Genomic DNA, 26,254 nt, shown 5'->3' with positions numbered 1-26,254 from the left:
ACACACCCGTTCCCATCCCGAACACGGAAGTTAAGCTCTCCAGCGCCGATGGTAGTTGGGGCCAGGGCCCCTGCGAGAGTAGGACGTTGCCGGGCGGACATGGCAAGTTAGAGAGCACTTCCGTTTTGTTCTCTAACTTTTTTTGTCCATGTGTTTGCGTTTAACGCTTTTACAATCCTCTCCCCCATAGTGAAGGGCTAACCGAAATGGTTAGCTCTTTTTTTATTTCACTTGTATTTTACGTTTGATACGATCAGGAATTAATCGATGAAGATGAATAAATAATAACCCATTTTCATAAATGGCTTCCACTCGCTGTTCGTTTACTGGGAATGGCAATTCGATGATCTTTTTAAAAGCACCTTGGAAAATCCCCTCTTCAATCAATTCAAAGTTTTTAAATTGTAAATGAATCTCTGTTTTAATTTCTAACGTTTTGTAATGCGTGTACACCTCTACTTGATCTGCACGTTCAAGGCCGGGAAGCGCAATGACCACGAGCAATTCATTTTCGCGTTGATATATGTTCACTCCCGTGGAAGTAGAGGATGTTGTTGTGTCAAGAAAAGGTTCAAACTGCCCCCAAAAATCGTTATTAAAAAATTGGTTCCATTGTTTTTTCCAGTCGTTAAATGACACAATGTTTCCCTCCTTTTGTGGCTCATATAGTATACGAAAAAATGGGAATAGAGGTGATTTGTTAAAAATACGAACATTAAATATTTTTTTTATAAAAATGTTCGAATTTTTGTTGACATCCTGTAAAATTCACTGGTAATATGATGTTAAATTAATATCGTCAATGGCCCCTCATATAATTTTGGGAATATGGCCCAAAAGTTTCTACCCAATAACCGTAAATTATTGGACTATGAGGGAAAGGATCTTATTGGCTTTTTCGTCCATTACGGTCGAATTATGTCCAGAACGATGCTTTCCCTTCTTTGGAGAACATTCGTTCTGGTTTTGTTTTTTTATATCGTTAAAAACGAGGTGAAAATGGATGTATCCGCTTGTTGGAGTCATTATGGGAAGCCAATCAGACTGGGAAACGATGAAATATACTTGTGAAGTATTAGAAGAGTTGAATATACCGTTTGAGAAAAAAGTCGTCTCTGCTCATCGCACGCCTGATTACATGTTCACTTATGCTGAAACAGCGGAAGAGCGCGGCATTCAAGTCATTATTGCTGGGGCGGGAGGGGCCGCTCATTTACCTGGAATGGTTGCAGCCAAAACAACCCTTCCCGTGATCGGAGTTCCGATTATGTCTAAAGCGTTAAACGGCCTTGATTCGCTTTTGTCGATCGTGCAAATGCCCGGAGGCGTTCCGGTTGCTACGGTAGCGATCGGAAAAGCAGGAGCGATCAATGCCGGATTGCTTGCTGCCTCTATTTTAGGAATTAGCAAGCCAACGTATATGGAAGCGTTGAAAAAAAGGCGGGAAACCATTCGCCAACAAGTGCTAGAAAGCCGTGATCAACTTGAGTAAAAACGTGATCATTCCTGGTCAAACGATTGGGATTATCGGTGGAGGACAACTTGGCCGAATGATGGCGATTGCGGCGAAAGAAATGGGGTTTTTTGTAGCTGTGTTAGAGCCAACCCCCAATTCTCCGTGTGCGCAAGTGGCGGATATCGAAGTGGTTGCTTCGTACAGCGATGAAGAAGCGCTACGAAAATTGGCAGATGTGAGCGATGTGATTACGTATGAATTTGAAAACGTTGATGCAATGGCGCTAAAACGGTTAACAAAGATTGCATACGTTCCACAAGGGAGCGAATTATTAGAGATTACGCAGCATCGCTTTGCTGAAAAACAAGCAATTCATAATGCTGGATTGCCGGTTTCTCCGCATAAACTTGTTCGTACAGAGCAAGACTTGATGGAAGCGATCAAAACAATCGGAATCCCTTCTGTTTTAAAGACGTGTCGCGGCGGTTATGATGGAAAGGGGCAGCATGTGATCCGTTGTTTGGATGATGTTGCGAAAGCGCGAACGCTTCTACAGTTCGGAGAATGTTTGCTAGAAGCATGGATTCCTTTTGTGAAAGAAGTATCTGTGATTGTCGTTCGCAATGTTTCTGGCGAGATTGCAGTCTTTCCAGTTGCCGAAAATATTCACAAAGAAAATATTTTGCATCAAACGATTGTTCCAGCAAGAATTAGTTCTGAAGTTGCACAAAAAGCCATCGCATATGCTCGGCATCTCGCGGATGCTTTTCACCTCGTTGGTACGTTAGCGGTTGAAATGTTTTTGACGGAAGAAGGCGATCTTTACATTAACGAACTTGCTCCTAGACCACATAACTCAGGTCATTATACAATTAATGGTTGTGTGACATCACAATTTCAGCAACATATTCGCGCGATTTGCAATTGGCCGTTAGGGAGCACGGAGCTGTTAAAACCAGCCGTAATGGTGAACATTTTAGGTGAACATGTTGAGCCTGTTTTCAACAGCATTTCGCGTTTGGGTGATGCGCATTTGCATATGTACGGCAAAAAGGATGCAAAGCCAAAACGAAAGATGGGCCATGTCACCTTGTTAGCTGAAACTGTTGATGTCGCACTAAAGAAAGTTGATGAACTATGCATTTGGACAGATCGGAGGATGAAACATGATTGAACGTTACACAAGACCGGAGATGGGAGCGATTTGGACGGAAGAAAATCGTTTCAAAGCATGGTTAGAAGTTGAAATTTTGGCGTGTGAGGCGTGGGCGGAACTTGGAGTGATTCCAAAAGAAGATGTAGAAAAAATTCGTAAAAACGCTTCGTTCGACATTCAGCGAATTAAAGAAATTGAAGAAGAAACGCGCCATGATGTTGTTGCGTTTACGCGTGCGGTATCCGAAACATTGGGAGAAGAGCGGAAATGGATCCATTATGGTTTAACGTCTACAGACGTCGTTGATACAGCATTATCTTATTTATTAAAACAAGCGAATGAAATTTTACTTCGTGACATTGAAAACTTTATTCAAGTGTTGAAAGAAAAAGCGCTGGAACATAAATATACCGTCATGATGGGACGCACGCATGGCGTTCATGCCGAGCCGACAACATTCGGGCTCAAGATGGCGCTTTGGTATGCGGAAATGCAGCGCAACTTAGAACGGTTCAAACAAGCAGCGGAAACGGTGCGCGTCGGCAAAATTTCTGGTGCAGTCGGCACGTATGCCAACATTGATCCATTCGTAGAAAAATATGTGTGTGAAAAACTTGGATTGGAGCCAGCACCGATTTCAACCCAAACATTGCAGCGCGATCGTCATGCTCACTATATGGCCACTCTTGCTTTAATTGCTACATCGATTGAAAAGTTTGCTGTTGAAATTCGCGGATTACAAAAGAGCGAAACAAGAGAAGTAGAAGAGTTTTTCGCAAAAGGACAAAAAGGTTCATCCGCGATGCCGCACAAACGCAATCCAATCGGTTCTGAAAATATGACAGGCATGGCGCGCGTCATTCGCGGTTATATGCTGACAGCTTACGAAAATGTTCCGCTTTGGCATGAACGCGATATTTCCCACTCATCAGCGGAGCGCATTATTTTGCCGGATGCAACCATTGCGTTAAATTACATGCTGAATCGTTTTACCAATATCGTTAAAAACTTAACGGTATTCCCTGAAAATATGAAACGAAATATGGATCGGACGTTAGGATTAATTTATTCTCAACGCGTTTTGCTTGCGCTCATTGATACCGGCATGACACGGGAAGAAGCCTATGACTTAGTGCAGCCGAAAGCGATGGAAGCTTGGGAAAAACAAGTACCGTTCCGCTCGCTCATTGAAGCGGACGAAATCATTACAAGTCGCTTATCGAAAGAACAAATTGATGATTGCTTTGACTACAACTATCATTTAAAACATGTCGATACGATTTTTAAACGATTAGGGTTGGAATAGGTAAAGGGGAATCCCTTTACCTGCACATAAAAAATTCATAATATTCTGTATAAATGAGGGATGGGCAATGGTACAAAAATGGCATCTTCTTTATGAAGGAAAAGCAAAAAAAGTATATGTGACGAATGAAGACAATGTACTTTGGATTGAGTATAAAGATCAAGCAACTGCGTTTAATGGGGAAAAAAAAGCAGCGATCGCTGGAAAAGGGCGTTTAAACAACGAAATTACAAGTTTGCTATTTTCTAAACTCCATCAAGCAGGAATAAACAATCATTTTATTAAAAAAGTATCCGAAACAGAGCAATTGGTTAAAAAGGTGAAAATCATTCCTCTTGAAGTTGTTGTCCGCAATGTTGTCGCTGGAAGTTTAGCTAAACGAATTGGCCTCGACGAAGGAACACCTCTAGACAAACCGCTTGTTGAATTTTATTACAAAAACGATGATTTAGGGGATCCTCTCTTGCTAGAAGACCATATTGCCATTTTAAAGTTAGCCTCCCCTGAACAAGTTTCTTACTTGAAGCAGGCTGCTTTAAAAGTCAATGATATCCTCGTTTCACTGTTTCAAGCATGCCATATTAAACTCGTTGACTTCAAATTGGAGTTTGGATTTGACTCAGAAGGCACCATCTTGTTAGCCGATGAAATTTCTCCAGATACTTGCCGGCTATGGGATATCCATACAAATGAAAAGTTTGATAAAGATGTGTTTCGAAGAGATTTAGGAGATTTAACAGAAGCGTATGAAAGACTTTTACAAAGATTAGGAGGATCCGTCGAATGTACAAAGTAAAAGTATATGTTACGTTGCGTGAAAATGTGTTAGACCCGCAAGGAAATGCAGTGAAGCAATCGTTACACAGCTTATCGTATCGTGAAGTAAAAGACGTGCGCATCGGTAAGTTTATGGAGTTAACCATTGAAAAAAGCGAGCGCAGCATCGATGAACTTGTGCGCGATATGTGTGAAAAATTGTTAGCCAATACGGTGATTGAAGATTATCGCTATGAAATTGAGGAGGTCGTCGCTCCGTGAAATTTGCCGTGGTCGTATTTCCAGGATCCAATTGCGATGTCGATATGTATCACGCCATTAAGGATGAATTAGGGGAAGAAGTGGAGTATGTATGGCACGATGCCGAAAGTTTAGATGAATTTGACGCGATTCTTCTTCCGGGTGGTTTTTCTTATGGCGACTATCTCCGTTCGGGAGCGATTGCACGTTTTGCAAACGTCATGAAAGCGATTCGAAAAGCAGCGGAAGAAGGCAAGCCGATTTTAGGGGTGTGCAACGGATTTCAAATTTTGCTAGAAGCAGGGTTGCTCCCAGGGGCGATGCGACGTAACCATAGCTTAACGTTTATTTGTCGTTCGGTTGCATTGCGAGTAGAAAATAACGAAACGATGTTTACATCGATGTATGAACAAGGTGAAGTCATTACCATTCCGATTGCTCATGGGGAAGGAAATTATTATTGCGATGAAAAGACGTTAAACCAATTAATTCAAAATAAACAAATCGTCTTTCGCTATGAAGGAGAAAATCCGAACGGAAGCTTAGAAAAGATTGCTGGGATTATGAATGAAAAAGGAAACGTACTTGGGATGATGCCCCATCCAGAGCGGGCTGTTCATGAGCTGCTTGGCAGCACCGATGGGTTAAAGTTGTTCCAATCAATCGTGAAATATTGGAGGGAAGCGCATGTCGTTACTGCTTGAGCCAAGTCCAACCATGATTAAAGAAGAAAAACTGTATCGGGAAATGGGGTTGACGGATGAAGAGTTTGCGATGATTGAAACCATTCTCGGCCGCCTGCCAAACTATACGGAAACGGGCATTTTTTCGGTGATGTGGTCCGAACATTGCAGCTATAAAAATTCAAAACCAGTTTTGAAGAAGTTTCCGACCGAAGGGAAGCATGTTTTGCAAGGGCCGGGGGAAGGAGCGGGAATTATTGATATTGGGGATGGGTTAGCGGTTGCGTTTAAAATCGAAAGCCATAATCATCCGTCGGCGATTGAGCCTTATCAAGGAGCAGCGACAGGGGTTGGCGGCATTATTCGCGATGTATTTTCGATGGGAGCTCGCCCAATTGCGCTGTTGAACTCGCTTCGTTTCGGTGAATTGACGTCTCCGCGCGTGAAATATTTGTTTGAGCGGGTCGTTGCAGGCATTGCGGGATACGGAAATTGTGTCGGCATCCCAACGGTCGGCGGAGAAGTTCAATTTGAGCCAGCATACGAAGGAAATCCGCTTGTGAATGCGATGTGTGTTGGACTGATTCGCCATGAAGACATTCAAAAAGGAATTGCCTCAGGCATTGGAAATACGGTGATGTATGTTGGTGCGAAAACGGGGCGTGATGGCATTCATGGGGCGACGTTCGCTTCGGGAGAATTGACAGAACAGTCAGAAGAAAAGCGCCCGGCTGTTCAAGTGGGTGACCCATTTATGGAAAAATTGCTGCTTGAAGCTTGTTTAGAAGTGATTAAATCCGATGCGTTAGTTGGAATGCAAGATATGGGAGCGGCTGGATTGACGAGTTCTTCAGCCGAAATGGCGAGCAAAGCAGGTTCAGGAATCGAATTAAACCTTGATCTCGTTCCACAGCGGGAAACGGGCATGACCCCTTATGAAATGATGCTTTCCGAGTCGCAAGAGCGAATGCTTCTCGTTGTCAAAAAAGGGCGCGAACAAGAAATTTGTGACATCTTCGCCAAGTATGGTTTAGAAGCGATAGCCATCGGCCGTGTAACGGACGATCAAATGTTGCGTCTTTACTACCGTGGAGAAATTGCAGCAGAAATTCCAGTCGATGCGTTAGCAAAAGATGCTCCTGTTTATCATAAACCTTCAAAAGAACCGGCGTATGTTCGAGAGTTTGAAACGATGGAATACGTTCCGACTGTCGACAATTATGAAGAAACGTTGCTTTCCTTGTTGGCGCAGCCGACGATTGCAAGCAAAGAATGGGTATACGAACAATATGATTATATGGTGCGGACGAATACGGTTGTACCACCAGGTTCGGATGCGGCTGTCGTTCGCATTCGCGGTACAAATAAGGCGTTAGCGATGACGACCGACTGCAATTCGCGCTATGTTTATTTAAATCCAGAAACAGGCGGGAAAATTGCGGTAGCCGAAGCGGCAAGAAATATCGTGTGTTCTGGGGGAAAGCCGCTCGCTGTGACAGATTGTTTAAACTTTGGCAACCCTGAAAAACCGGAGATTTTTTGGCAACTCGAAAAAGCGGTCGATGGAATGAGCGAAGCATGCCGCGTTTTAGAAACGCCTGTCATTAGCGGAAATGTTTCGCTTTATAACGAAACAAACGGAGAGGCGATCTATCCAACCCCAATTGTAGGAATGGTTGGACTGATTGAAGATGTAAAACATATCACGACGCAATCGTTTAAACGAGCCGGCGATTTGATTTACGTGATTGGGGAAGCGTCTTGCGAATTTGGCGGAAGCGAGCTGCAGAAGCTATTGACTGGCCGCATTTTCGGTAAAGCCCCAACGATTGATTTGGAAGTGGAAGCTAAACGTCAACGTCAATTGCTGACGGCGATTCGCGCAGGTGTTGTGGCTTCGGCACACGATATCGCAGAAGGGGGATTTGCGGTCGCGTTGGCGGAGTGCGTGATCGGCGCGAATGGGTTAGGCGTGAAAGTGATTTTGGATGGGCCCATTGTTTCGCAGCTCTTTAGCGAAACGCAATCGCGTTTCATCGTTTCGGTGCCAAAAGAACATCAAGCGACGTTTGAACAGCTTGTCGAGGCGAAACAAATTGGTGAGGTCACAGAGCATCCAACGCTCGTCATTGAACATGAAAGCGGTGAACGCATCATTCATCTCCCTGTTTCGAAATTGAGAAGTGTTTGGAAAGGAGCTATCCCATGCTTGCTGAAATCAAAGGGTTAAACGAAGAGTGCGGCATTTTCGGCATTTGGGGGCATGATGAAGCAGCAAAAATTACGTATTACGGTTTGCATAGTTTGCAACATCGCGGCCAAGAAGGAGCAGGAATCGTCGTTGGCGGGAATGGAAAATTAACGTTTCATAAAGGTCTTGGATTAGTAACGGAAGTGTTTAGCAATGGCGAGCTTCAACAGTTAAACGGAACAGCCGCCATTGGTCATGTGCGCTATGCGACGGCAGGAGGGGGCGGATATGCAAACGTTCAGCCTCTCCTGTTCCGCTCACAAAAGGGAAGCCTCGCGTTAGCTCATAATGGAAATTTAGTCAATGCGGAAAAACTAAAGTTTCGCCTCGAGCAGCAAGGGAGTATTTTCCAAACGACATCGGATACGGAAGTGCTTGCTCATCTCATTAAACGAAGCAGTGAACCGATTTTAAAAGAACGGATTAAAGAAGCGTTAACTTACTTAGAAGGAGCGTTTGCTTTTTTAATATTAACAGAAACAGAGATGTATATTGCGCTCGATCCGCATGGTTTTCGTCCTTTATCGCTCGGACGTCTCGGTGGAGCCTATGTCGTGGCATCAGAAACGTGTGCATTCGATGTGATCGGCGCCACCTATGAGCGGGAAGTGGAACCGGGAGAACTGATTATCATTAATAAACAAGGAATTCGTTCGGAGCGGTTTGCGCCAAGAAGCACAAGATCGATTTGCAGCATGGAGTATATTTATTTTGCGCGCCCTGACAGCAATGTCGACGGGATTAATATTCATGCTACTCGCAAAAATCTCGGCAAGCGTTTAGCGCTGGAAGCTCCTGTCGAAGCAGATATCGTAACGGGCGTACCCGATTCAAGCATTTCTGTGGCGATCGGTTATGCAGAAGCGACAGGAATTCCATATGAATTGGGATTGATTAAAAATCGCTACGTTGGGCGGACGTTCATTCAACCGTCGCAATCGTTGCGTGAACAAGGAGTGAAAATGAAGTTATCTCCTGTGCGCGGCGTTGTGGCTGGAAAGCGTGTCGTCATGGTCGATGATTCGATTGTACGCGGAACGACAAGCAAGCGAATTGTTCGCATGCTGCGTGAAGCGGGGGCCACGGAAGTGCATGTTCGCATTAGTTCCCCGCCGATTACACATCCCTGCTTTTATGGAATTGATACATCGACAAAAGAAGAATTAATTGCGGCACGTCATTCTGTAGAAGAAATTCGTCAACTAATCGAAGCCGATTCGCTTGCGTTTTTAAGTCAAAAAGGGTTGTTAGAAGCCATTGGTCGCCTGGACGATTCGGCATGGCGCGGGCAGTGTCTTGCATGCTTTACAGGCATATATCCGACAAAGATAGGAGGAAAAGAGCATGGCGAATGCATACAAACAGGCGGGCGTTGATATTGAAGCCGGATATGAAGCGGTATCGCGCATGAAAAAACATGTGCAACGGACGATTCGTTCAGGGGTGCTTGGATGTTTTGGCGGATTCGGAGGAATGTTTGATCTATCTGCGCTCGGGTATAAAGAACCTGTTCTTGTTTCAGGAACAGATGGGGTTGGGACAAAGCTGATGCTTGCCTTTATGCTTGATCGCCATGACACGATCGGAATCGACTGTGTAGCCATGTGTGTAAACGACATTATTGTTCAAGGAGCTGAACCGCTCTTTTTCCTCGATTACATCGCATGCGGAAAAGCAGTTCCAGAAAAAATTGAGCAAATTGTTAAAGGAATTGCGGACGGATGCGTCGAAGCTGGATGTGCGTTAGTAGGGGGAGAAACAGCGGAAATGCCGGGAATGTACGGTTTGGATGAATATGATATCGCTGGATTTGCCGTCGGGATTGCGGAGAAGTCCAAGCTCGTTACGGGAGAAGCGATCGAAGCGGGCGATTTGCTCATCGGATTGTCGTCAAGCGGTTTGCACAGCAACGGCTATTCGCTTGTGCGCAAAATTGTATTTGAAGAGGCAAGATTAGATGTTCAAGCAATCTATGAACCTTTTTCTTCTCCGCTTGGCGATGAGCTGCTTCGTCCGACGCGCATTTACGTTCAAGCGGTGCGCGAAGTGTTAAAAGAGTTTACAGTAAAAGGAATGGCGCACATTACGGGCGGCGGTTTCATTGAAAACATTCCACGCATGCTTCCAAGCGGATTAGGAGCCGAAATTGATTACGGTTCGTGGCCAATTCCGCCGATTTTTGACTTTTTGCAACAACACGGCAAATTACAGCGAAAGGAAATGTTTCATATTTTTAATATGGGAATCGGATTTGTGTTAGCGGTGGAAAGTGAAATTGTGCCGAATGTCATCCAGCGCCTTGAACAATGCGGCGAGAAAGCATATGTGATCGGACGAGTCAAACGCGGTGAAGGAGTTTCGTTTGCTGGAGGGAAAATGGAATGAAACGGCTCGCCATCTTCGCTTCCGGAAACGGGACGAATTTTCAAGCGATCGTCGATGCGATGAAGAAAGGGGAACTGCAAGCGGAAGTCGCTTTGGTCGTTTGTGATCGCCCGGGGGCAAAAGTTGTTGAACGAGCAGAAAAAGAGCAAATTCCGTCATTTGTATTTTCCCCGAAGGATTACGCGACAAAAGCCGAATTTGAAGAAAAAATTTTACATCAGTTACAGGAAAAACAAATCGACTTGATCGCGTTAGCAGGCTATATGCGTCTCATTGGCCCCACGCTCCTTCATGCGTATGAAGGGAAAATCGTCAATATTCATCCGTCACTTTTGCCTGCATTTCCAGGCAAAGATGCAATTGGTCAGGCATATCGGGCTGGGGTGAAAGTGACAGGGGTGACGATTCATTACGTGGATGAAGGAATGGATACAGGGCCGATCATTGCGCAAAAAGCGCTTGAAATTGCCGATGGGGAATCGCTCGAGAGCATTGAAGAGCGCATTCATCAAATCGAACATGCTTTTTATCCAAAGGTACTACAACAACTGCTTCAACAAATGTAGAAAGGGAGTAAAAAACATGACTCGTAAACGCGCAATCATAAGTGTTTCAAATAAAAAAGGAATCGTTTCATTTGCACGGCAGTTAACAGAATTAGGCGTTGAAATTATCTCGACTGGCGGAACAAAAAAAGTGTTAGAAGAACATGGCATTTCTGTCATAGGCATTTCCGATGTGACCGGTTTTCCAGAAATTTTAGATGGACGGGTAAAAACGTTGCATCCGCTCATTCATGGGGCGCTGTTAGCGGTGCGAGATGATGAAAAACATCAACAACAGCTAGCTGAGCACCGTATCATTCCCATTGATTTTGTCGTTGTTAATTTGTATCCGTTTCAGGAAACGATCGCAAAAGACGATGTCACGTTTGCGGATGCAATTGAAAATATCGACATCGGCGGTCCGACTATGCTCAGAGCGGCTGCCAAAAATCATGCGTACGTAACGGCGATTGTTGATCCTGCTGATTATGATCTTGTTTTACAGCAGTTGAAAGAGCACGGCTCTGTCTTAGAAGAAACAAGACGGAAACTTGCTGCGAAAGTATTTCGGCACACGGCGGCTTATGATGCCATCATTGCTGAATATTTAACAAAAACGGTTGGAGAGTCGTATCCAGAAACGTGGACGATGACGTTTACGAAAAAACAAGATTTGCGCTACGGGGAAAATCCACATCAAACCGCTGCGTTTTATGAAAAGCCGCTAGGATCGCGTTTCTCCATTGCGGCAGCAAAACAATTGCACGGAAAAGAACTATCGTATAACAACATTAACGATGCGAATGCGGCTTTGCAAATCGTGAAGGAATTTTCCGAACCTGCCGCTGTTGCGGTGAAACATATGAACCCTTGCGGCGTTGGCGTCGGTTCAACCATTGCCGAAGCGTTTGCGAAAGCGCACAAAGCTGACCCGACATCGATTTTTGGCGGAATCATTGCACTTAATCGTGAAGTAGATGAAGAAACGGCGTTAAAAATGCATGAGATCTTTTTAGAAATTATTATCGCGCCATCTTTTAGCGAAGAAGCGCTTGCTGTTTTGACGAAAAAGAAAAACCTTCGTTTATTAACCGTTGATTTCGGAGCTGCGAAGAAGAAAGAGTCATTCGTTGTATCGGTTGAAGGAGGGCTTCTCGTTCAAGATCAAGATGACTATACGTTTGAAAATGCCAACATTACGATTCCGACAACACGAAAGCCGACGGAAAAAGAATGGGAAGACTTAAAATTAGCTTGGCGAGTCGTAAAACATGTGAAATCGAATGCGATTGTTTTAGCGAAAGACGGCATGACGATTGGCGTTGGTGCAGGACAAATGAACCGCGTCGGTGCAGCAAAAATCGCGATTGAACAAGCGCAAGATCGCGCGCAAGGTGCTGCATTAGCTTCGGATGCCTTTTTCCCGATGGACGATACCGTTGAAGCGGCAGCGAAAGCAGGCATTACAGCTATTATTCAGCCAGGCGGTTCGATTCGCGATGAAGATTCGATTAAAAAAGCGAACGAATATGGCATTGCGATGGTCTTTACAGGCGTTCGCCATTTTAAACACTAGGGGTGAAGCGGATGAAAGTGTTAATCATTGGACGAGGTGGGCGAGAGCATGCGCTTGTTTGGAAAGTAGCGCAAAGCCCCCTTGTTACAAAAGTGTATGCAGCACCGGGAAACGACGGAATGAGCGATCAAGCCGAATTAGTTCCGATTGATGAAACGAATGTTGAAGCGCTTGTTCAATGGGCGAAAAACGAGCGAATCGACTTGACGATTGTCGGTCCGGAAGCTCCGCTCTTAAGCGGAATCGTCAATCGCTTTCAAGAAGAGGGACTGCGCATTTTTGGTCCGCGAAAAGAAGCGGCGCTTATTGAAGGAAGCAAAGGATTTGCGAAACAGTTGATGAGAAAATACAACATTCCAACCGCACGATATGCCTCGTTTACAAACTATGAGGAAGCGGTGCAATACGTCAAAGAAAAGGGAGCGCCAATCGTGATTAAGGCGGACGGGCTGGCGGCAGGAAAAGGCGTGACGGTGGCGATGACAATCGATGAAGCGCTGCGTGCGCTCGATGATGCGATGATTGAAAAAAAGTTCGGGCAAGCGGGCGAACAAGTCGTCATTGAGGAGTGTTTACAAGGAGAAGAATTTTCGCTTATGACGTTTGTCCATGATGAAACTGTATATCCGATGGTGATCGCTCAAGATCATAAACGCGCATGGGATGGCGATCAAGGGCCAAATACAGGCGGCATGGGGGCGTATTCTCCCGTTCCGCAAATCGCACAAGAAGTGGTGGAGCGTGCATTAAAAGAAATTGTTGAACCAACCGTTCGGGCCTTAAAAAATGAAGGGTGTCCGTTTACTGGATTTTTATATGCGGGGTTAATTTCTACAGAAGACGGACCGAAAGTGATTGAATTTAATGCTCGCTTTGGCGATCCGGAAGCGCAAGTCATCTTACCGCGCTTGAAGTCGGACCTTGTTGAAGCGATTTTAAACCTGCTAGAAAATAAACCTCTTTCTTTGCAATGGACAGATGAAGCGACGGTTGGAGTTGTTCTTGCGGCGAAAGGTTATCCAAATGAGTACGAAAAAGGGGCAACCATTAAAGGATTAGAGAATCTCAAAAAGGTTCTTATCTTCCATGCAGGCACGAAACAAGTCAACGGAGTTTGGTACACAAACGGTGGACGGGTGCTGCTTGTTGTGGCAACAGGAAAAACGTTAATAGAGGCAAAAACAATCGCATACGAGCAAATTGCGCATATTGAGTGCCCGGACCTTTTCTATCGAAAAGACATTGGCCATAAAGCTATCGCGCGCGCTTTTTTCTGACATAAACAAATGAAAGAGCAACGAGGCTGCCGATTAAAGTAATCAAAACGAACGACACGTCTGTTAAGTACTCTAAAATCATCATTCATTCACTCCTTTTGTCCCCCTTGTTTATTCAAGGGGGAACTTCATTAAGATGGATTGATAGGGTTCATTGGAATCGATTCTTCTTTCTTCTCATCTTGTTCTTGATATCGTTCAAACAAAGCAGTCATTGGACAAAAGCGAACGATTCCTTCAGCAATTTTCATCGCGGCTAACAAGATGATCCATAAATAAGATTCCCGCCATGGCCGTTGGGTTATTTTTGCCGTTGCCCAAGCAAGCATTGTAAATCCAAGCGTAATTCGAATGATTGCATTGATAATCCCAATGTTTTGTTTCATTTCATTCTCTCTCCTTTTTTATTTGTGAAATTCGTTTTCATCCGTTAAAATATTTTGTATATGGTACAATTTAGGAGGAAAACGATTATGATTGAAAAGCGTTATCGCTGGAAAAGTGAACAATTGCGTGAGCATATTGCCGTCATTGATGGACAAAAGGCGCCGACAAAAGTATTGATGAACGCTACATATTTGCACACCTATTTGCGACAATGGTTGAAAGGTCATATTTGGATCTATGATGATCGCATTGTATACGTCGGTACAAAAATGCCGAAAAAAATGGATCAATGTGAAATCGTCGATTGCAGCAACGTTGTGCTTGTCCCTGGGTATATGGAGCCGCATGCTCACCCGTTTCAGTTATATAATCCCCAATCGTTTGCTGAATATGCGTCTCAATTTGGTACGACAACGCTCATTAGTGACAATCTTTTCATTATTTTACAGTTGACAAAAAAGAAAGCGTTTTCTTTTTTGCGAACGATGGAAAAACAACCAGCGACGATGTATTGGTGGTGCCGATTAGATCCTCAAACAGAAATTGAAGGAGAGGAACAAATATTTTCTTATCAGAATATGAAAGCGTGGATTGAGAATGATGCGGTATTGCAAGTAGGAGAGCTGACAGGTTGGCCGCAGCTGCTTGAGGGCGATGATTTCATGCTTCATTGGATTCAAGAAACAAAAAAAATAGGCAAAAAAGTAGAGGGGCACTTCCCGGGGGCTTCCGAACGAACGCTTACAAAAATGAAGCTGTTTGGAGCAGATTGTGATCATGAAGCAATGACAGGAGAAGATGTGTATAAACGTTTGTTGCAAGGCTATACCGTTTCGCTGCGCTACTCATCGATTCGTCCCGATTTGCCTATTTTGCTAAAAGAAATGAAGAAATTAGGGATTGAGCATTATGATGAGTGTATTTTAACGACAGACGGATCGACCCCTTCGTTTTATGAACATGGAATCATAGATGAAATGATTCGCATCGCTTTGCAACAGGGGGTTCCCGTTGTGGATGCTTATAAGATGGCGACGTTAAACGTTGCGCGCTATTACAACATCGATCATCTTCATGGCAGCATCGCGCCAGGCCGCATTGCTCACATCAATCTACTAGAAGATCAACTCAACCCTACTCCTGTATCTGTGTTGGCAAATGGAAAGTGGGTCAAGCGGGATGGCAAAGCAATGGATGCGTTCGAAAAAATTGATTGGACTGAACATGGTTTTGTCCCTCTTTCTTTTTCATGGGAATTATCGATGGATGATTTACAATTCTCGATGCCGCTTGGAATGTTTATGGAAAACTCCGTCATTATGAAGCCGTATTCCATTTCCATTGATACATCTTGCGAGGAACTTTCTGATGAGCATGATGAAAGCTTTTTAATGTTAGTCGATCGCCATGGAAAATGGCGAATCAACACCGTTTTAAAAGGATTTGCGACAAGCGTAAAAGGATTGGTCAGCTCCTATTCCAATACGGGCGATATCATTTTAATCGGCAAAAGCAAAAAAGATATGTTTACCGCTTTTCAGCGAATGAAAGAAATAGGGGGCGGGATCGTCCTCGCAGAAAACGAACAAATCATTCATGAAATTCCGCTCACATTAAATGGAACGATGTCGTCAAAGCCGATGTCTTCTCTCATTGAAGAAGAGAAAACATTGACATCATTGCTAAAAGAGCGAGGCTATCGCTTTGCGGATCCGATTTACACATTATTGTTTTTGTCTTCTACCCATTTGCCATACATTCGCATTACACCGAAAGGAATTTATGATGTCATGCATAAAATGATACTCTTTCCGACAATAATGCGTTAAAATATAAAAGGGAGAGATTATCGAAAGGTTTGATGGGAATTGAAACGCCTATTTTTTCTTCTTGTATTTAGCATATGTTGTGTTAATCTATTAGTCGGGTGTCAAAAGGAAGCGACGAGGATCGAAAAAGAAAAGAATGAACAGGATCGACCACCTATGTCTAGTGAAACGGATGAAGGGACCAACACCATGTCATGGACGTTTCCTTTGACGGGTCTAGCAACCGATCACGTTCCGAATAACCGTGTTGTAGCGGTGATGATTAACAATTATCCGAAAGCGCGTCCACAAACCGGGCTGTATAAAGCGGATCTTGTTTATGAAGTGCTTGCCGAAGGGGATATTACACGTTTCTTAGCTCTTTATCAAAGTGAAGAACCTGAGAAGGTTGGTCCTGTTCGCAGCGCGCGCGATTATTTTATCGATTTGAGCAACGGATTTGATGCGCTCTACATTTGCCACGGTTGGAGTCCGAAAGCGCAACAAATGCTGCAATCCGGCGCTGTCGATTATTTTAACGGGTTCTTTTATGATGGGACGCTGTTTAAACGCGATCCATCACGAAAGGCACCGCACAACTCGTATGTTTCTTTTGAAAATATGAAAAAAGAAGCGGAAAAGAAAGGATATCGTCTTGAAGGCGAAATAAAGCCGCTTCCGTTTTTTGAAAATGAGCAAATGAATGGGCAATCCGTCCATACGATTGATATTTTCTATTCTAAACAGTCGTATGCCCACGTTCGCTATACGTACGATGGAGACAAATATATTCGTTATAGCGGCGGTGTGCAGACGGTCGATCGTGAAACGAAAACGCCGATCGCTGTTCAAAATGTTTTCGTTGTTGAAATGGAGCATAAAGTGGTTGATAATGAGGGACGGCGGGATATTAATTTAACGTCCGGAGGAAAAGCATACCTGTTCCAGAAAGGAACGATGCAGCAAGTCGAGTGGAAAAATGTTGATGGTCGCATTTTGCCATATAAAGATGGCATCCCGCTCGGGTTTGTGCCAGGGAAAATATGGATTAATGTTGTTCCGACATTAAATGAAGTTCATTATGAATAGAGGTGAAGGCATTGCAAATCGATAAATTACGAGGAAGAGAGTTGGACCAGCTGTTTAAAGCGGTTCTTTCTCTGCGCGATTTAGAAGAATGTTATCGCTTTTTTGATGATTTATGCACCGTGAATGAAATACAAGCGCTTGCGCAACGGTTGGAAGTGGCTCGAATGTTGCGCGAGGGATATACGTATCATAAAATTGAAACCGAAACAGGCGCAAGCACCGCAACGATTTCGCGCGTGAAACGTTGTTTAAATTATGGAAACGATGCGTATGAAATGGTGCTTGAGCGCATTAAAGAAGAGGAAAAGAACGAAGAGGCTGGCTCATAAGGAGTCAGCTTCTTTTTACGATTTTTGTTATAATATAAAGAACGGACAAAACAAATGGAGTGATTCATTAATATGTATGACATTACAACATGGCGTCATGTGTTTAAATTAGATCCAAATAAAGAAATAACCGATGAGCAGCTTGAACAAGTATGCGAATCAGGAACAGATGCGATTGTCGTTGGTGGAACGGACGGTGTCACACTTGAAAATGTCCTTGATTTAATGGCGCGCATTCGCCGTTTTTCTGTTCCTTGCGTACTTGAAGTGTCCAATCTTGAAGCGATTACGCCGGGCTTTGATTATTATTTTATTCCGATGGTGCTCAACAGCCGTGATCCAAAATGGCTTATTGATTTGCATCACGAAGCGGTAAAAGAGTTCGGCGATTTAATGAATTGGGATGAAATTTTCATGGAAGGGTACTGCATTTTAAACGAAGAGTGCAAAGCGGCTATTTTGACGAGTGCCCGCGCCTCATTAAGCGAAGAAGATGTCATTGCGTATGCGCGCATGGCAGAACGAATGTATCGATTGCCGATTTTTTATCTCGAATATAGCGGGCGATACGGAGAACCTCAACTTGTTCGGAAGGTGAAAGAGACGTTAAGCACCACTCGCCTTTTTTACGGTGGAGGCATTGAAACGCCGCAACAAGCAAAAGAGATGGCGCAATGGGCGGATACGATTGTCGTCGGAAATGCCGTTTATAAAAATTTAAGCGAAGCATTAAAAACGGTGCAAGCGGTGAAAGGATAAACAACGGGAGAGAGCGAATAAAAACAGAACATATGTTTTGGTGGTGATGAAATGAATATGTCTGCAAAAATGTTGTTAGATGGTTTAAACCCAACGCAAAAAGAGGCCGTCAAAACGACGGAAGGTCCGCTTCTGATCATGGCGGGAGCGGGAAGTGGAAAAACGCGCGTTTTAACCCATCGCATTGCCTATTTAATCGCTGAAAAGGAAGTGGCTCCGTGGAACATTTTAGCCATTACCTTTACAAATAAAGCCGCGCGCGAAATGAAAGAACGTGTGGAGCAATTGCTTGGCAATGATGCCGAAGATATATGGATTTCAACGTTTCACTCGATGTGCGTTCGCATTTTGCGCCGCGATATTGATCGCATTGGCATTCATTCTAATTTTTCTATTTTAGATACAACGGATCAGCTTTCTGTGTTAAAAACCATTTTAAAAGAACAAAATATCGATCCGAAAAAATATGATCCGCGCGCCATTTTAAGCGCGATCAGCAACGCGAAAAACGAATTGATTTCACCAGAAATGTATGCAGACCAAGCGGCAAGCCCGTATGAGCGAATCGTCAGCAACGTCTATACGGAATATCAAAAGCGTCTTCTTCGCAACCATGCGCTCGATTTTGATGACTTAATTATGACAACGATTCAATTGTTTAAACGTGTTCCTGAAGTGCTGCAGTATTATCAGCGCAAATTTCAATATATTCATGTGGACGAATATCAAGATACGAACAAATCTCAATATTTGCTAGTTAAAATGTTAGCAGAACGATTCAAAAACTTATGCGTTGTCGGCGATTCCGATCAATCGATTTATCGTTGGCGCGGAGCGGATATTCAAAACATTTTATCGTTTGAAAAAGACTATCCAAACGCAAAAGTCATTTTACTTGAACAAAACTATCGTTCAACGAAACGGATTTTACAAGCGGCGAATGCAGTGATTGAAAATAACATGCAACGAAAGCCAAAAAAGCTTTGGACAGAAAATGAGGAAGGAAACAAAATCGTCTACTATGAAGCGATGACGGAAGTCGATGAAGCGCAGTTTGTTGTTGGAAAAATAAAAGAATATGTCGATCTCGGCAAAAGAAGCTATTCTGATTTTGCGATTTTATATCGAACAAATGCGCAATCGCGCGTCATGGAAGAAATGCTGTTGAAGGCAAACATTCCATATAAAATCGTCGGTGGAATGAAGTTCTATGATCGCAAAGAGATTAAAGATATTTTGGCGTATTTGCGCGTGATCGCCAATCCGAATGATGATATTAGCTTAACGCGCATTATTAACGTGCCAAAGCGCGGCATCGGCGCATCGTCGCTCGATAAAATAACAGCATACGCTGCAGAGCGAGGGGTATCGATTTTTGATGCGTTAAAAGAGATTGACCAAATCGGATTAAGCGCGCGAATTATGGCTCCGTTAGTGGAGTTTCGCAATCAAATCGAGCATTGGGGACAAATGCAACATTATTTATCCGTAACGGAACTCGTTGAAGATGTGCTCGATCGTTCAGGATATCGCGACATGCTTCGGGCGGAAAAAACGTTAGAAGCGCACAGCCGCCTTGAAAACATTGATGAATTTTTATCCGTAACGAAACATTTTGAAAGTGTCAGTGAAGATAAATCGCTCATCGCATTTTTAACCGATTTAGCGTTAGTTTCTGATATTGATCAATTGGATGATTCAAGTGAAGAGCAAAAAAGCGATGCGGTCGTTTTGATGACGCTTCATTCCGCAAAAGGTCTAGAGTTTCCTGTCGTCTTTTTAATTGGAATGGAAGAAGGGATCTTTCCGCACAGCCGTTCCTTAAGTGATGATGATGAGATGGAAGAAGAACGTCGATTGGCGTATGTCGGCATTACGCGTGCGGAAGAAGAGTTATTTTTAACGCGCGCGCAAATGCGCACATTATTTGGACAGACAAATATCAATTCCCCATCCCGTTTTATTGATGAAATTCCGGAAGAACTCATTGAAAATGTGCGCAAAACGATGGAGAGAAAACCAGTCGCTCGGACAATACAAACGAATGTTCAGACGGAAACAGAATGGAAAGTCGGCGATAAAGTGAGCCATAAGGTGTGGGGAACGGGCACGGTTGTTCGCGTAAAAGGAAATGGTGATGATCAAGAATTAGACGTTGCATTTCCAAGTCCGATTGGCATTAAACGATTGCTTGCAAAATTTGCGCCAATTACAAAAGCGTAAAAGAAAGGATGAAACGAATGGACAAGCAGACAGCTCAAGCGCGTGTTCAAGAACTTCATCGTTTGCTGCATCAATATAATTATGAATATTACGTTCTCGATAATCCTTCTGTTTCTGATGCAGAGTATGACCGCCTTATGCAAGAGCTAATCGCATTAGAAGAACAGTATCCAGAGTTGAAGACGGCCGACTCTCCTTCACAGCGCGTTGGCGGACAGCCGTTAGAAGCGTTTGCGAAAGTGGAGCATCGCGTGCCGATGCTCAGCTTAGCGAATGCGTTTAACGAAGCAGATTTGCGCGATTTTGATCGCCGCGTTCGTCAAGAGGTCGGCGATGTTCGCTACGTATGTGAATTGAAAATTGATGGGCTTGCGGTATCATTGCGCTATGAAAACGGCTATTTCGTGCAAGGAGCCACGCGCGGAGATGGAGTAACGGGAGAAGATATTACGGAAAACTTGAAAACAATTCGTTCGCTTCCGCTTCGGTTGAAAAAAGATGTCACCATTGAAGTGCGCGGCGAGGCGTATATGCCAAAAAAATCGTTTGAAATGTTAAACGAGCAGCGCCAAGCTCGCGGGGAAGAGCTGTTTGCGAATCCGCGCAACGCGGCGGCTGGTTCGTTGCGTCAACTGGATCCGAAAGTCGCTGCATCGCGAAATTTAGATTTATTCGTATACGGCGTTGTTCATGCTGATGAATTAGGCATCGATTCGCACAGCGCAGCACTTGATTATTTAGATGAGTTAGGATTTAAAACAAACCGTGAGCGAAAAGTATGCCAAACGATTGACGAGGTCATTGAATTTGTAACGGCTTGGCATGAAAAACGTTCTTCGCTTCCGTATGAAATTGACGGTATGGTCATTAAAGTCGATTCTTTTGCCCAACAAGCGAAGCTGGGGGCGACCGCCAAAAGTCCGCGTTGGGCGATCGCATATAAATTTCCAGCAGAAGAAGTTGTGACGAGATTGATCGATATCGAATTAAGCGTCGGACGTACAGGTGTTGTAACACCGACAGCGATTTTAGAACCCGTTCGTGTCGCGGGAACGATTGTTCAACGCGCTTCGCTGCATAACGAAGATCTGATTCGCGAAAAAGATATTCGCCTTGGCGATTATGTCGTCGTAAAAAAAGCAGGCGACATCATTCCAGAAGTCGTTCAGGCGTTACCTGAGCGGCGCACAGGTGAAGAGCTCCCGTTTGCCATGCCAACGCATTGCCCGGCATGCGACAGCGAACTTGTTCGCTTAGATGACGAAGTGGCGTTGCGCTGCATTAATCCGCAATGTCCAGCGCAAATTCGCGAAGGGCTCATTCATTTCGTTTCGCGCAATGCGATGAACATTGAAGGATTGGGCGAAAAGGTTATCGCTCAATTATTTGAAGAAAAGCTTGTTCGAAATGTCGCTGATTTATACACATTAACGAAAGAACAACTCGTTCTTCTCGAGCGAATGGGAGAAAAATCAGCAACCAATTTATTGAATGCGATTGAAGCATCGAAACAAAATTCGCTTGAACGTCTTTTATTTGGATTAGGCATTCGCCACGTTGGCGCAAAAGCGGCTAAAACGTTAGCTCAACATTTCGAAACAATGGAGCGGCTGCAAAAGGCAACGAAGGAAGAGTTGCTGTCCATTCATGAAATTGGCGAAAAAATGGCCGACTCCATCGTGACGTATTTTGCGAAACCAGAAGTGCAGCAACTCATCGAACAATTGCGTTCTTACGGCGTGAATATGACTTATAAAGGACCGAAAGCGGCAAATGCGGAAGAAACGAACTCTTATTTTGCAGGTAAAACAGTCGTGTTAACAGGAAAGTTGGAGACATTGTCGCGCAATGAAGCGAAAGAAAAAATTGAAGCGCTTGGCGGAAAAGTGACGGGCAGTGTCAGCAAAAAAACCGATTTAGTTATTGCTGGGGAAGATGCTGGCTCGAAGCTCGACAAAGCGAAGCAGCTTGGAATTGAAATATGGGATGAGGCACGTTTTCTTCAAGAAATTCAACGATAAAGCGGGTGTTACGTAAGCGATGAAAAAGATGATCGTTTTATTACTTTCTTCACTCCTTCTTCTTTCGTCATGTGCACCGAAATTTGAGAAGGATGAACAAGTGGTTCAGGAGACAGACAATAAAAAGCAAAAAGCGATTATTCCAAAATACAACATTTCTAATGAATATTATCGCACGATTTTGCCGTTTCAGCCGGGAGAAGCGCGCGGTCTTGTTGTGGAGAATCTGCATACGCGATTAGATATGGACGAATTTGAACTCGGGATGATGCGCATTGCTCAAGAAACGTTTCCGCCAAAAGAATATTTATTTCAAGAAGGCCAATATTTAGATAAAGAAACGATTAAATCTTGGCTCATGCGCAAAATGACAAAAGAACAACTGAAAGAGCATAAGATGACGGAATCAGAAAATGTTGGTTTAAACCCAATCCTCAGCGATAAAGGGACAAATGAGGAAAAAAATAAAAAAAGCCCTCTTTATTTGGCGCACATTATGGAACACGATTATTTAATAAAGACTGGAGATGACAAAGTAGAGCTCGCCGGAGTCGTCATCGGTTTGGCGATGAACTCTGTCCATTATTATGAAACCGAGGAAGGGTATCCGCGTGAAGTCCGTATTCCGAAAGATGAAATTGAAAGAGAAGGGAAAAAAATCGCTGCGGAAGTGGTTTCGCGTATGCGAAAAATCGATGGTTTAGGCGAAGTGCCGATCATTGTTGCGCTATTTGAACAGCAACCAAAAGCGTCGATTATTCCGGGACATTTCTTTGCAGCAGGATATGTTGACAAAGGAAGCGACTCCATTCAAGAGTGGGAAGAAATTAACGAAGAATATTATTTATTCCCATCGGATGAAGCACAGAAAAACCATCGTGATGATTTAGCGAAGTTTTTAAACTTTAAGTCGGATATTGAAGAATTTTTCCCGAATTACACAGGAGTGGTCGGAAGAGCCTTTTATCGCGATGATCAGCTGCAACAATTGACGATTCAAATCACGATGCAATTTTATGGAAAAGGAGAAGTCATTGGATTTACGCAATATGTAACGGGATTAATGATGGAAAAATTTCCTGATTACGTTCCGATTTCGATCTATATCTCATCCATGGGCGGTCCAGAAAGCATTATTATCCGCAATCCGGAAGACGATGAACCATTTGTTCATATTTATCAATAATCAAATACTTTTCTAAAAAATTTGAATAAGTGTGTCGAATCCGTTAGAATGATAGTGTATGGAATGAAAACGCTTTTGTAATTTCAGCAAAGGGGGAGCAAGTATGGTACAGCCTTATAAACATGAACCATTTACAGACTTTACAGTGGAAGCAAACAAAAGGGCGTTTGAAGAAGGCTTAAAAAAGGTACAATCTTATCTTGGCCAAGACTATCCATTAGTCATTGGCGGCGAACGCATCACGACGGAAGATAAGATTGTTTCCATCAATCCTGCGAATAAAGAAGAAGTGATCGGCCGCGTATCAAAGGCAAACCGTGAATTAGCAGAAAAAGCAATGAAAGTTGCGGATGAAGCGTTTAAATGGTGGAGCAAAACAAAACCAGAAATGCGCGCAGATATTTTATTCCGTGCAGCTGCAATCTTGCGCCGCCGCAAACATGAGTTTTCTGCGTTGCTTGTAAAAGAAGCAGGAAAGCCATGGAAAGAAGCAGACGCTGACACAGCAGAAGCGATCGACTTTTTAGAGTACTATGGCCGTCAAATGTTAAAATTAAAAGACGGTATTCCTGTTGAAAGCCGTCCAGGTGAAACGAACCGTTTCTTCTACATCCCGCTTGGCGTGGGCGTCGTGATTTCACCTTGGAACTTCCCGCTTGCGATTATGGCAGGTACAACAGTTGCCGCTCTTGTAACAGGTAACACCGTTCTTTTAAAACCTGCAAGCGCAACACCAGTTGTTGCTTACAAGTTTGTAGAAGTGCTTGAAGAAGCAGGGCTTCCAGCAGGTGTATTAAACTATATCCCGGGAAGCGGCGCGGAAGTGGGTGACTACCTAGTTGATCATCCACGCACTCGTTTCATTAGCTTCACAGGCTCTCGCGACGTCGGTGTTCGCATTTATGAGCGTGCGGCGAAAGTGCATCCTGGTCAAATTTGGCTCAAACGCGTCATTGCGGAAATGGGCGGTAAAGACACGATCATCGTGGACAAGGACGCCGATCTTGAATTAGCGGCACAATCCATCGTCGCATCAGCATTCGGCTTCTCTGGTCAAAAATGTTCCGCATGCTCACGCGTCGTTGTGCTTGAAGAAGTATACGATCAAGTATTAAACCGTGTCGTTGAATTGACAAAACAATTAACAGTCGGCAACCCAGAAGAGCAAAGCACATTCATGGGTCCAGTTATCGACCAATCCGCTTACAACAAAATCATGGAATACATTGAAATCGGTAAAAAAGAAGGCAAGCTAATGACTGGCGGCGAAGGAGACGATTCCAAAGGCTTCTTCATTCAACCGACCGTATTTGCCGATGTGGATCCAAAAGCGCGCATCATGCAAGAAGAAATTTTCGGTCCAGTCGTTGCTTTCACAAAAGCGAAAGACTTCGACCATGCGCTTGAAATCGCGAACAATACGGAATACGGCTTAACAGGTGCGGTCATCTCTAGAAACCGTTTCAACCTTGAAAAAGCGCGTGAAGAGTTCCATGTCGGTAACCTTTACTTCAACCGCGGTTGTACAGGCGCGATCGTTGGTTACCAACCATTCGGCGGCTTCAACATGTCCGGCACAGACTCGAAAGCCGGCGGCCCTGACTACTTGCTCCTTCATATGCAAGCGAAAACAGTATCCGAAATGTTCTAATGAAAAAACCTCTCTGCGCACGCAGGGAGGTTTTTGCTTTATATGTTATTGATTTCTTTTTCTATTTTGTCGGCAAGTTGTTTGAATAGATCGTTGTAGCGATTTTTTATTTTCATGTAAATGAGTTTTGCTTCTTCCTCATTGTAAATGTGAGAAGTTTTATTTCGATCGATCATCATATCAATCCACTCGTCTCCATCTTCAATTAAGCCGTAAGTAAATGCTTCGCGAATGGTTGCTCTAGGGCTTTTAATCTCGCTAACTCCCACGTATTCTAAAAACATTTTCATCAGTTTCCAACTTAACTCAAACGTAAATTCAAATCGCTGAATGACCGCATCATAAATAATATCATGATGTATTTCGAGTTTTATTGCTTCGTCTAATCGTTTGCTTGCCCGCTTATAATCTTCAAGCTTTTCGTAAAGCCGCTCCTTTTTCATAAATGACGATCCCTTCTTTTAAAATGTTGGAAATAAGTTTTTCTTTTGTCAGTCGATCAAAAAATAGCACATCGATTTTGAACGGTGTCGGCATTTGTTGAATGGCATGTTCCATCAAGTTTTGCTCGCTATGTGACGCATTCTTTGTCCATATCACCAAGTCGATGTCGGACGTTTTTTGATAATCTCCTCTTGCTCGCGAGCCAAATAAAACCACCTTCTCGATTTTGTCATTCGTAGAACAATACGTTTGCAGTTCACCGATCCACCTTTTTGAAATTCCTGTTGAATTCCAATCAGAAATCATACTTGAGCACCCTTTGTCTTTTATTATGCACTACCCTTTATTTTAACAGAAATTTCAATTAAACATGAACATCGTGAAGGAGAAAGATATGCCATTTTTGTAGAGCAACAGTCATATTGAGATTTTATTCGCAGTAGCCCGCTATAGCCATGGTGCCAGGCATCTGTCGATCAAGAATCGTTTTAAAACCGTTTTTTGTCCATCTTTGTTTTCTGAACTTCTGAATACGTAATCAATAAGCAGAACAAGGTGAATCTTGAGAATAGGACATCCAAACCAAAAATAGATGGACCTCATTGCAAATTGGACATATCCCTGTCAAGTAGACAGTGTTTAAAAAGACCCTCTCATCAGCTTCATCAATCATAGTTGATTGGGCTTTGTCAGTGTCAAGGAAAT

General features: G+C 43.6%; 25 protein-coding genes, 1 rRNA gene and 1 riboswitch. Of the genes, 21 read left to right on the top strand and 5 right to left on the bottom strand.

Annotated features, from left to right (window positions below):
* Window positions 1–95 (top strand): 5S ribosomal RNA (gene rrf, locus EDD69_RS14405); the annotation flags it as partial.
* 127 nt (window positions 96–222) lie between these two features.
* On the opposite strand, the gene EDD69_RS14400 is transcribed toward rrf, so the two are convergent.
* Window positions 223–639 (bottom strand): Hsp20/alpha crystallin family protein, encoded by a 417-nt coding sequence (locus tag EDD69_RS14400; RefSeq protein ID WP_132949609.1) that lies wholly within the window; start codon window positions 637–639, stop codon window positions 223–225.
* Window positions 640–790: 151 nt separating this feature from the next.
* A riboswitch (purine riboswitch) is annotated at window positions 791–892 on the top strand.
* Window positions 893–1,003: 111 nt separating this feature from the next.
* Between EDD69_RS14400 and purE the strand changes: the two genes are divergently transcribed.
* The 12 genes from purE (at window position 1,004) to purD (ending at window position 13,652) form a co-directional block, all read left to right on the top strand.
* Entirely contained in the window at window positions 1,004–1,492 is a 489-nt protein-coding gene (gene purE, locus EDD69_RS14395; RefSeq protein WP_132949608.1) for a 5-(carboxyamino)imidazole ribonucleotide mutase, read from the top strand.
* Window positions 1,476–2,630, top strand: coding sequence for a 5-(carboxyamino)imidazole ribonucleotide synthase (purK, locus tag EDD69_RS14390; protein ID WP_132949607.1), 1,155 nt, complete (start codon window positions 1,476–1,478; stop codon window positions 2,628–2,630). Before purE ends, purK begins: the two co-directional genes overlap by 17 nt.
* Window positions 2,623–3,918, top strand: coding sequence for an adenylosuccinate lyase (gene purB, locus EDD69_RS14385; RefSeq protein WP_132949606.1), 1,296 nt, complete (start codon window positions 2,623–2,625; stop codon window positions 3,916–3,918). The genes purK and purB overlap by 8 nt, the downstream gene beginning before the upstream one ends.
* 67 nt (window positions 3,919–3,985) lie before the next feature.
* Window positions 3,986–4,714: a phosphoribosylaminoimidazolesuccinocarboxamide synthase gene (purC, locus tag EDD69_RS14380; protein WP_132949605.1), complete on the top strand. Its 729-nt coding sequence runs from the start codon at window positions 3,986–3,988 to the stop codon at window positions 4,712–4,714.
* A complete protein-coding gene (gene purS, locus EDD69_RS14375) occupies window positions 4,702–4,956 on the top strand; it encodes a phosphoribosylformylglycinamidine synthase subunit PurS (protein WP_132949604.1) in 255 nt (84 codons plus the stop codon). Before purC ends, purS begins: the two co-directional genes overlap by 13 nt.
* Window positions 4,953–5,639, top strand: coding sequence for a phosphoribosylformylglycinamidine synthase subunit PurQ (purQ, locus tag EDD69_RS14370; protein ID WP_132949603.1), 687 nt, complete (start codon window positions 4,953–4,955; stop codon window positions 5,637–5,639). Before purS ends, purQ begins: the two co-directional genes overlap by 4 nt.
* Entirely contained in the window at window positions 5,623–7,848 is a 2,226-nt protein-coding gene (purL, locus tag EDD69_RS14365; RefSeq protein ID WP_132949602.1) for a phosphoribosylformylglycinamidine synthase subunit PurL, read from the top strand. Before purQ ends, purL begins: the two co-directional genes overlap by 17 nt.
* Entirely contained in the window at window positions 7,824–9,245 is a 1,422-nt protein-coding gene (purF, locus tag EDD69_RS14360) for an amidophosphoribosyltransferase (protein WP_132949601.1), read from the top strand. The genes purL and purF overlap by 25 nt, the downstream gene beginning before the upstream one ends.
* Window positions 9,214–10,254, top strand: a complete 1,041-nt coding sequence (purM, locus tag EDD69_RS14355; RefSeq protein WP_132949600.1) for a phosphoribosylformylglycinamidine cyclo-ligase — start codon at window positions 9,214–9,216, stop codon at window positions 10,252–10,254. Before purF ends, purM begins: the two co-directional genes overlap by 32 nt.
* Window positions 10,251–10,820: a phosphoribosylglycinamide formyltransferase gene (gene purN / locus EDD69_RS14350; protein WP_132949599.1), complete on the top strand. Its 570-nt coding sequence runs from the start codon at window positions 10,251–10,253 to the stop codon at window positions 10,818–10,820. Before purM ends, purN begins: the two co-directional genes overlap by 4 nt.
* 16 nt (window positions 10,821–10,836) lie before the next feature.
* Window positions 10,837–12,375 (top strand): bifunctional phosphoribosylaminoimidazolecarboxamide formyltransferase/IMP cyclohydrolase, encoded by a 1,539-nt coding sequence (gene purH, locus EDD69_RS14345; protein WP_132949598.1) that lies wholly within the window; start codon window positions 10,837–10,839, stop codon window positions 12,373–12,375.
* A gap of 11 nt (window positions 12,376–12,386) precedes the next feature.
* Complete coding sequence (purD, locus tag EDD69_RS14340; protein WP_132949597.1) at window positions 12,387–13,652, top strand: phosphoribosylamine--glycine ligase; 1,266 nt, start codon at window positions 12,387–12,389, stop codon at window positions 13,650–13,652.
* Here the strand turns inward: purD and EDD69_RS15770 are convergent.
* On the bottom strand, window positions 13,630–13,737 hold the full coding sequence (locus EDD69_RS15770) for an EYxxD motif small membrane protein (protein ID WP_341539347.1): 108 nt from the start codon (window positions 13,735–13,737) through the stop codon (window positions 13,630–13,632). The genes purD and EDD69_RS15770 overlap by 23 nt on opposite strands.
* A 46-nt stretch (window positions 13,738–13,783) precedes the next feature.
* Entirely contained in the window at window positions 13,784–14,038 is a 255-nt protein-coding gene (locus tag EDD69_RS14335; protein ID WP_132949596.1) for a YgaP family membrane protein, read from the bottom strand.
* A gap of 87 nt (window positions 14,039–14,125) precedes the next feature.
* On the opposite strand from EDD69_RS14335, the gene EDD69_RS14330 reads away from it, so the two are divergent.
* The 8 genes from EDD69_RS14330 to pruA all read left to right on the top strand — a co-directional run bounded on the left by EDD69_RS14330 (window position 14,126) and on the right by pruA (window position 25,105).
* Complete coding sequence (locus EDD69_RS14330; RefSeq protein WP_132949595.1) at window positions 14,126–15,868, top strand: adenine deaminase C-terminal domain-containing protein; 1,743 nt, start codon at window positions 14,126–14,128, stop codon at window positions 15,866–15,868.
* 39 nt (window positions 15,869–15,907) lie between these two features.
* Window positions 15,908–16,936, top strand: coding sequence for a DUF3048 domain-containing protein (locus EDD69_RS14325; protein WP_481557235.1), 1,029 nt, complete (start codon window positions 15,908–15,910; stop codon window positions 16,934–16,936).
* A gap of 11 nt (window positions 16,937–16,947) precedes the next feature.
* The gene (locus EDD69_RS14320) at window positions 16,948–17,265 is read left to right on the top strand and encodes a YerC/YecD family TrpR-related protein (RefSeq protein ID WP_132949593.1); all 318 of its coding nucleotides are present in this window, start codon (window positions 16,948–16,950) and stop codon (window positions 17,263–17,265) included.
* Window positions 17,266–17,337: 72 nt separating this feature from the next.
* A complete protein-coding gene (pcrB, locus tag EDD69_RS14315; RefSeq protein WP_132949592.1) occupies window positions 17,338–18,024 on the top strand; it encodes a heptaprenylglyceryl phosphate synthase in 687 nt (228 codons plus the stop codon).
* A 51-nt stretch (window positions 18,025–18,075) separates the two neighbouring features.
* Window positions 18,076–20,247: a DNA helicase PcrA gene (pcrA, locus tag EDD69_RS14310; RefSeq protein ID WP_132949591.1), complete on the top strand. Its 2,172-nt coding sequence runs from the start codon at window positions 18,076–18,078 to the stop codon at window positions 20,245–20,247.
* A gap of 17 nt (window positions 20,248–20,264) precedes the next feature.
* Complete coding sequence (gene ligA / locus EDD69_RS14305; protein WP_132949590.1) at window positions 20,265–22,268, top strand: NAD-dependent DNA ligase LigA; 2,004 nt, start codon at window positions 20,265–20,267, stop codon at window positions 22,266–22,268.
* Window positions 22,269–22,287: 19 nt separating this feature from the next.
* Window positions 22,288–23,454, top strand: coding sequence for a CamS family sex pheromone protein (locus tag EDD69_RS14300; RefSeq protein WP_132949589.1), 1,167 nt, complete (start codon window positions 22,288–22,290; stop codon window positions 23,452–23,454).
* A gap of 103 nt (window positions 23,455–23,557) precedes the next feature.
* Window positions 23,558–25,105, top strand: a complete 1,548-nt coding sequence (pruA, locus tag EDD69_RS14295) for an L-glutamate gamma-semialdehyde dehydrogenase (protein WP_132949588.1) — start codon at window positions 23,558–23,560, stop codon at window positions 25,103–25,105.
* A 38-nt stretch (window positions 25,106–25,143) separates the two neighbouring features.
* On the opposite strand, the gene EDD69_RS14290 is transcribed toward pruA, so the two are convergent.
* The gene (locus EDD69_RS14290; protein ID WP_132949587.1) at window positions 25,144–25,548 is read right to left on the bottom strand and encodes a nucleotidyltransferase substrate binding protein; all 405 of its coding nucleotides are present in this window, start codon (window positions 25,546–25,548) and stop codon (window positions 25,144–25,146) included.
* A complete protein-coding gene (locus EDD69_RS14285; protein WP_132949586.1) occupies window positions 25,517–25,855 on the bottom strand; it encodes a nucleotidyltransferase domain-containing protein in 339 nt (112 codons plus the stop codon). The genes EDD69_RS14290 and EDD69_RS14285 overlap by 32 nt, the downstream gene beginning before the upstream one ends.
* Window positions 25,856–26,254: the final 399 nt, after the last annotated feature.

This window comes from Thermolongibacillus altinsuensis (assembly GCF_004341205.1).
Taxonomy (GTDB): domain Bacteria; phylum Bacillota; class Bacilli; order Bacillales; family Anoxybacillaceae; genus Thermolongibacillus; species Thermolongibacillus altinsuensis.
Note: the sequence above shows the minus strand (reverse complement) of the source record. Positions and strands in the feature narration are given on the sequence as shown.

Excerpts from the sequence above, each read along its gene's own strand:
- purM (WP_132949600.1), top strand. The coding sequence starts at position 9,214 with ATGGCGAATGCATACAAACAGGCGGGCGTTGATATTGAAGCCGGATAT.
- purH (WP_132949598.1), top strand. The coding sequence starts at position 10,837 with ATGACTCGTAAACGCGCAATCATAAGTGTTTCAAATAAAAAAGGAATC.
- purF (WP_132949601.1), top strand. The coding sequence starts at position 7,824 with ATGCTTGCTGAAATCAAAGGGTTAAACGAAGAGTGCGGCATTTTCGGC.
- purE (WP_132949608.1), top strand. The coding sequence starts at position 1,004 with ATGTATCCGCTTGTTGGAGTCATTATGGGAAGCCAATCAGACTGGGAA.
- purB (WP_132949606.1), top strand. The coding sequence starts at position 2,623 with ATGATTGAACGTTACACAAGACCGGAGATGGGAGCGATTTGGACGGAA.
- EDD69_RS15770 (WP_341539347.1), bottom strand. The coding sequence starts at position 13,737 with ATGATGATTTTAGAGTACTTAACAGACGTGTCGTTCGTTTTGATTACT.
- EDD69_RS14290 (WP_132949587.1), bottom strand. The coding sequence starts at position 25,548 with ATGAAAAAGGAGCGGCTTTACGAAAAGCTTGAAGATTATAAGCGGGCA.
- ligA (WP_132949590.1), top strand. The coding sequence starts at position 20,265 with ATGGACAAGCAGACAGCTCAAGCGCGTGTTCAAGAACTTCATCGTTTG.
- purN (WP_132949599.1), top strand. The coding sequence starts at position 10,251 with ATGAAACGGCTCGCCATCTTCGCTTCCGGAAACGGGACGAATTTTCAA.
- purD (WP_132949597.1), top strand. The coding sequence starts at position 12,387 with ATGAAAGTGTTAATCATTGGACGAGGTGGGCGAGAGCATGCGCTTGTT.
- pcrB (WP_132949592.1), top strand. The coding sequence starts at position 17,338 with ATGTATGACATTACAACATGGCGTCATGTGTTTAAATTAGATCCAAAT.
- purL (WP_132949602.1), top strand. The coding sequence starts at position 5,623 with ATGTCGTTACTGCTTGAGCCAAGTCCAACCATGATTAAAGAAGAAAAA.
- purS (WP_132949604.1), top strand. The coding sequence starts at position 4,702 with ATGTACAAAGTAAAAGTATATGTTACGTTGCGTGAAAATGTGTTAGAC.
- EDD69_RS14330 (WP_132949595.1), top strand. The coding sequence starts at position 14,126 with ATGATTGAAAAGCGTTATCGCTGGAAAAGTGAACAATTGCGTGAGCAT.
- EDD69_RS14300 (WP_132949589.1), top strand. The coding sequence starts at position 22,288 with ATGAAAAAGATGATCGTTTTATTACTTTCTTCACTCCTTCTTCTTTCG.
- EDD69_RS14285 (WP_132949586.1), bottom strand. The coding sequence starts at position 25,855 with ATGATTTCTGATTGGAATTCAACAGGAATTTCAAAAAGGTGGATCGGT.
- EDD69_RS14335 (WP_132949596.1), bottom strand. The coding sequence starts at position 14,038 with ATGAAACAAAACATTGGGATTATCAATGCAATCATTCGAATTACGCTT.
- purC (WP_132949605.1), top strand. The coding sequence starts at position 3,986 with ATGGTACAAAAATGGCATCTTCTTTATGAAGGAAAAGCAAAAAAAGTA.
- pcrA (WP_132949591.1), top strand. The coding sequence starts at position 18,076 with ATGAATATGTCTGCAAAAATGTTGTTAGATGGTTTAAACCCAACGCAA.
- pruA (WP_132949588.1), top strand. The coding sequence starts at position 23,558 with ATGGTACAGCCTTATAAACATGAACCATTTACAGACTTTACAGTGGAA.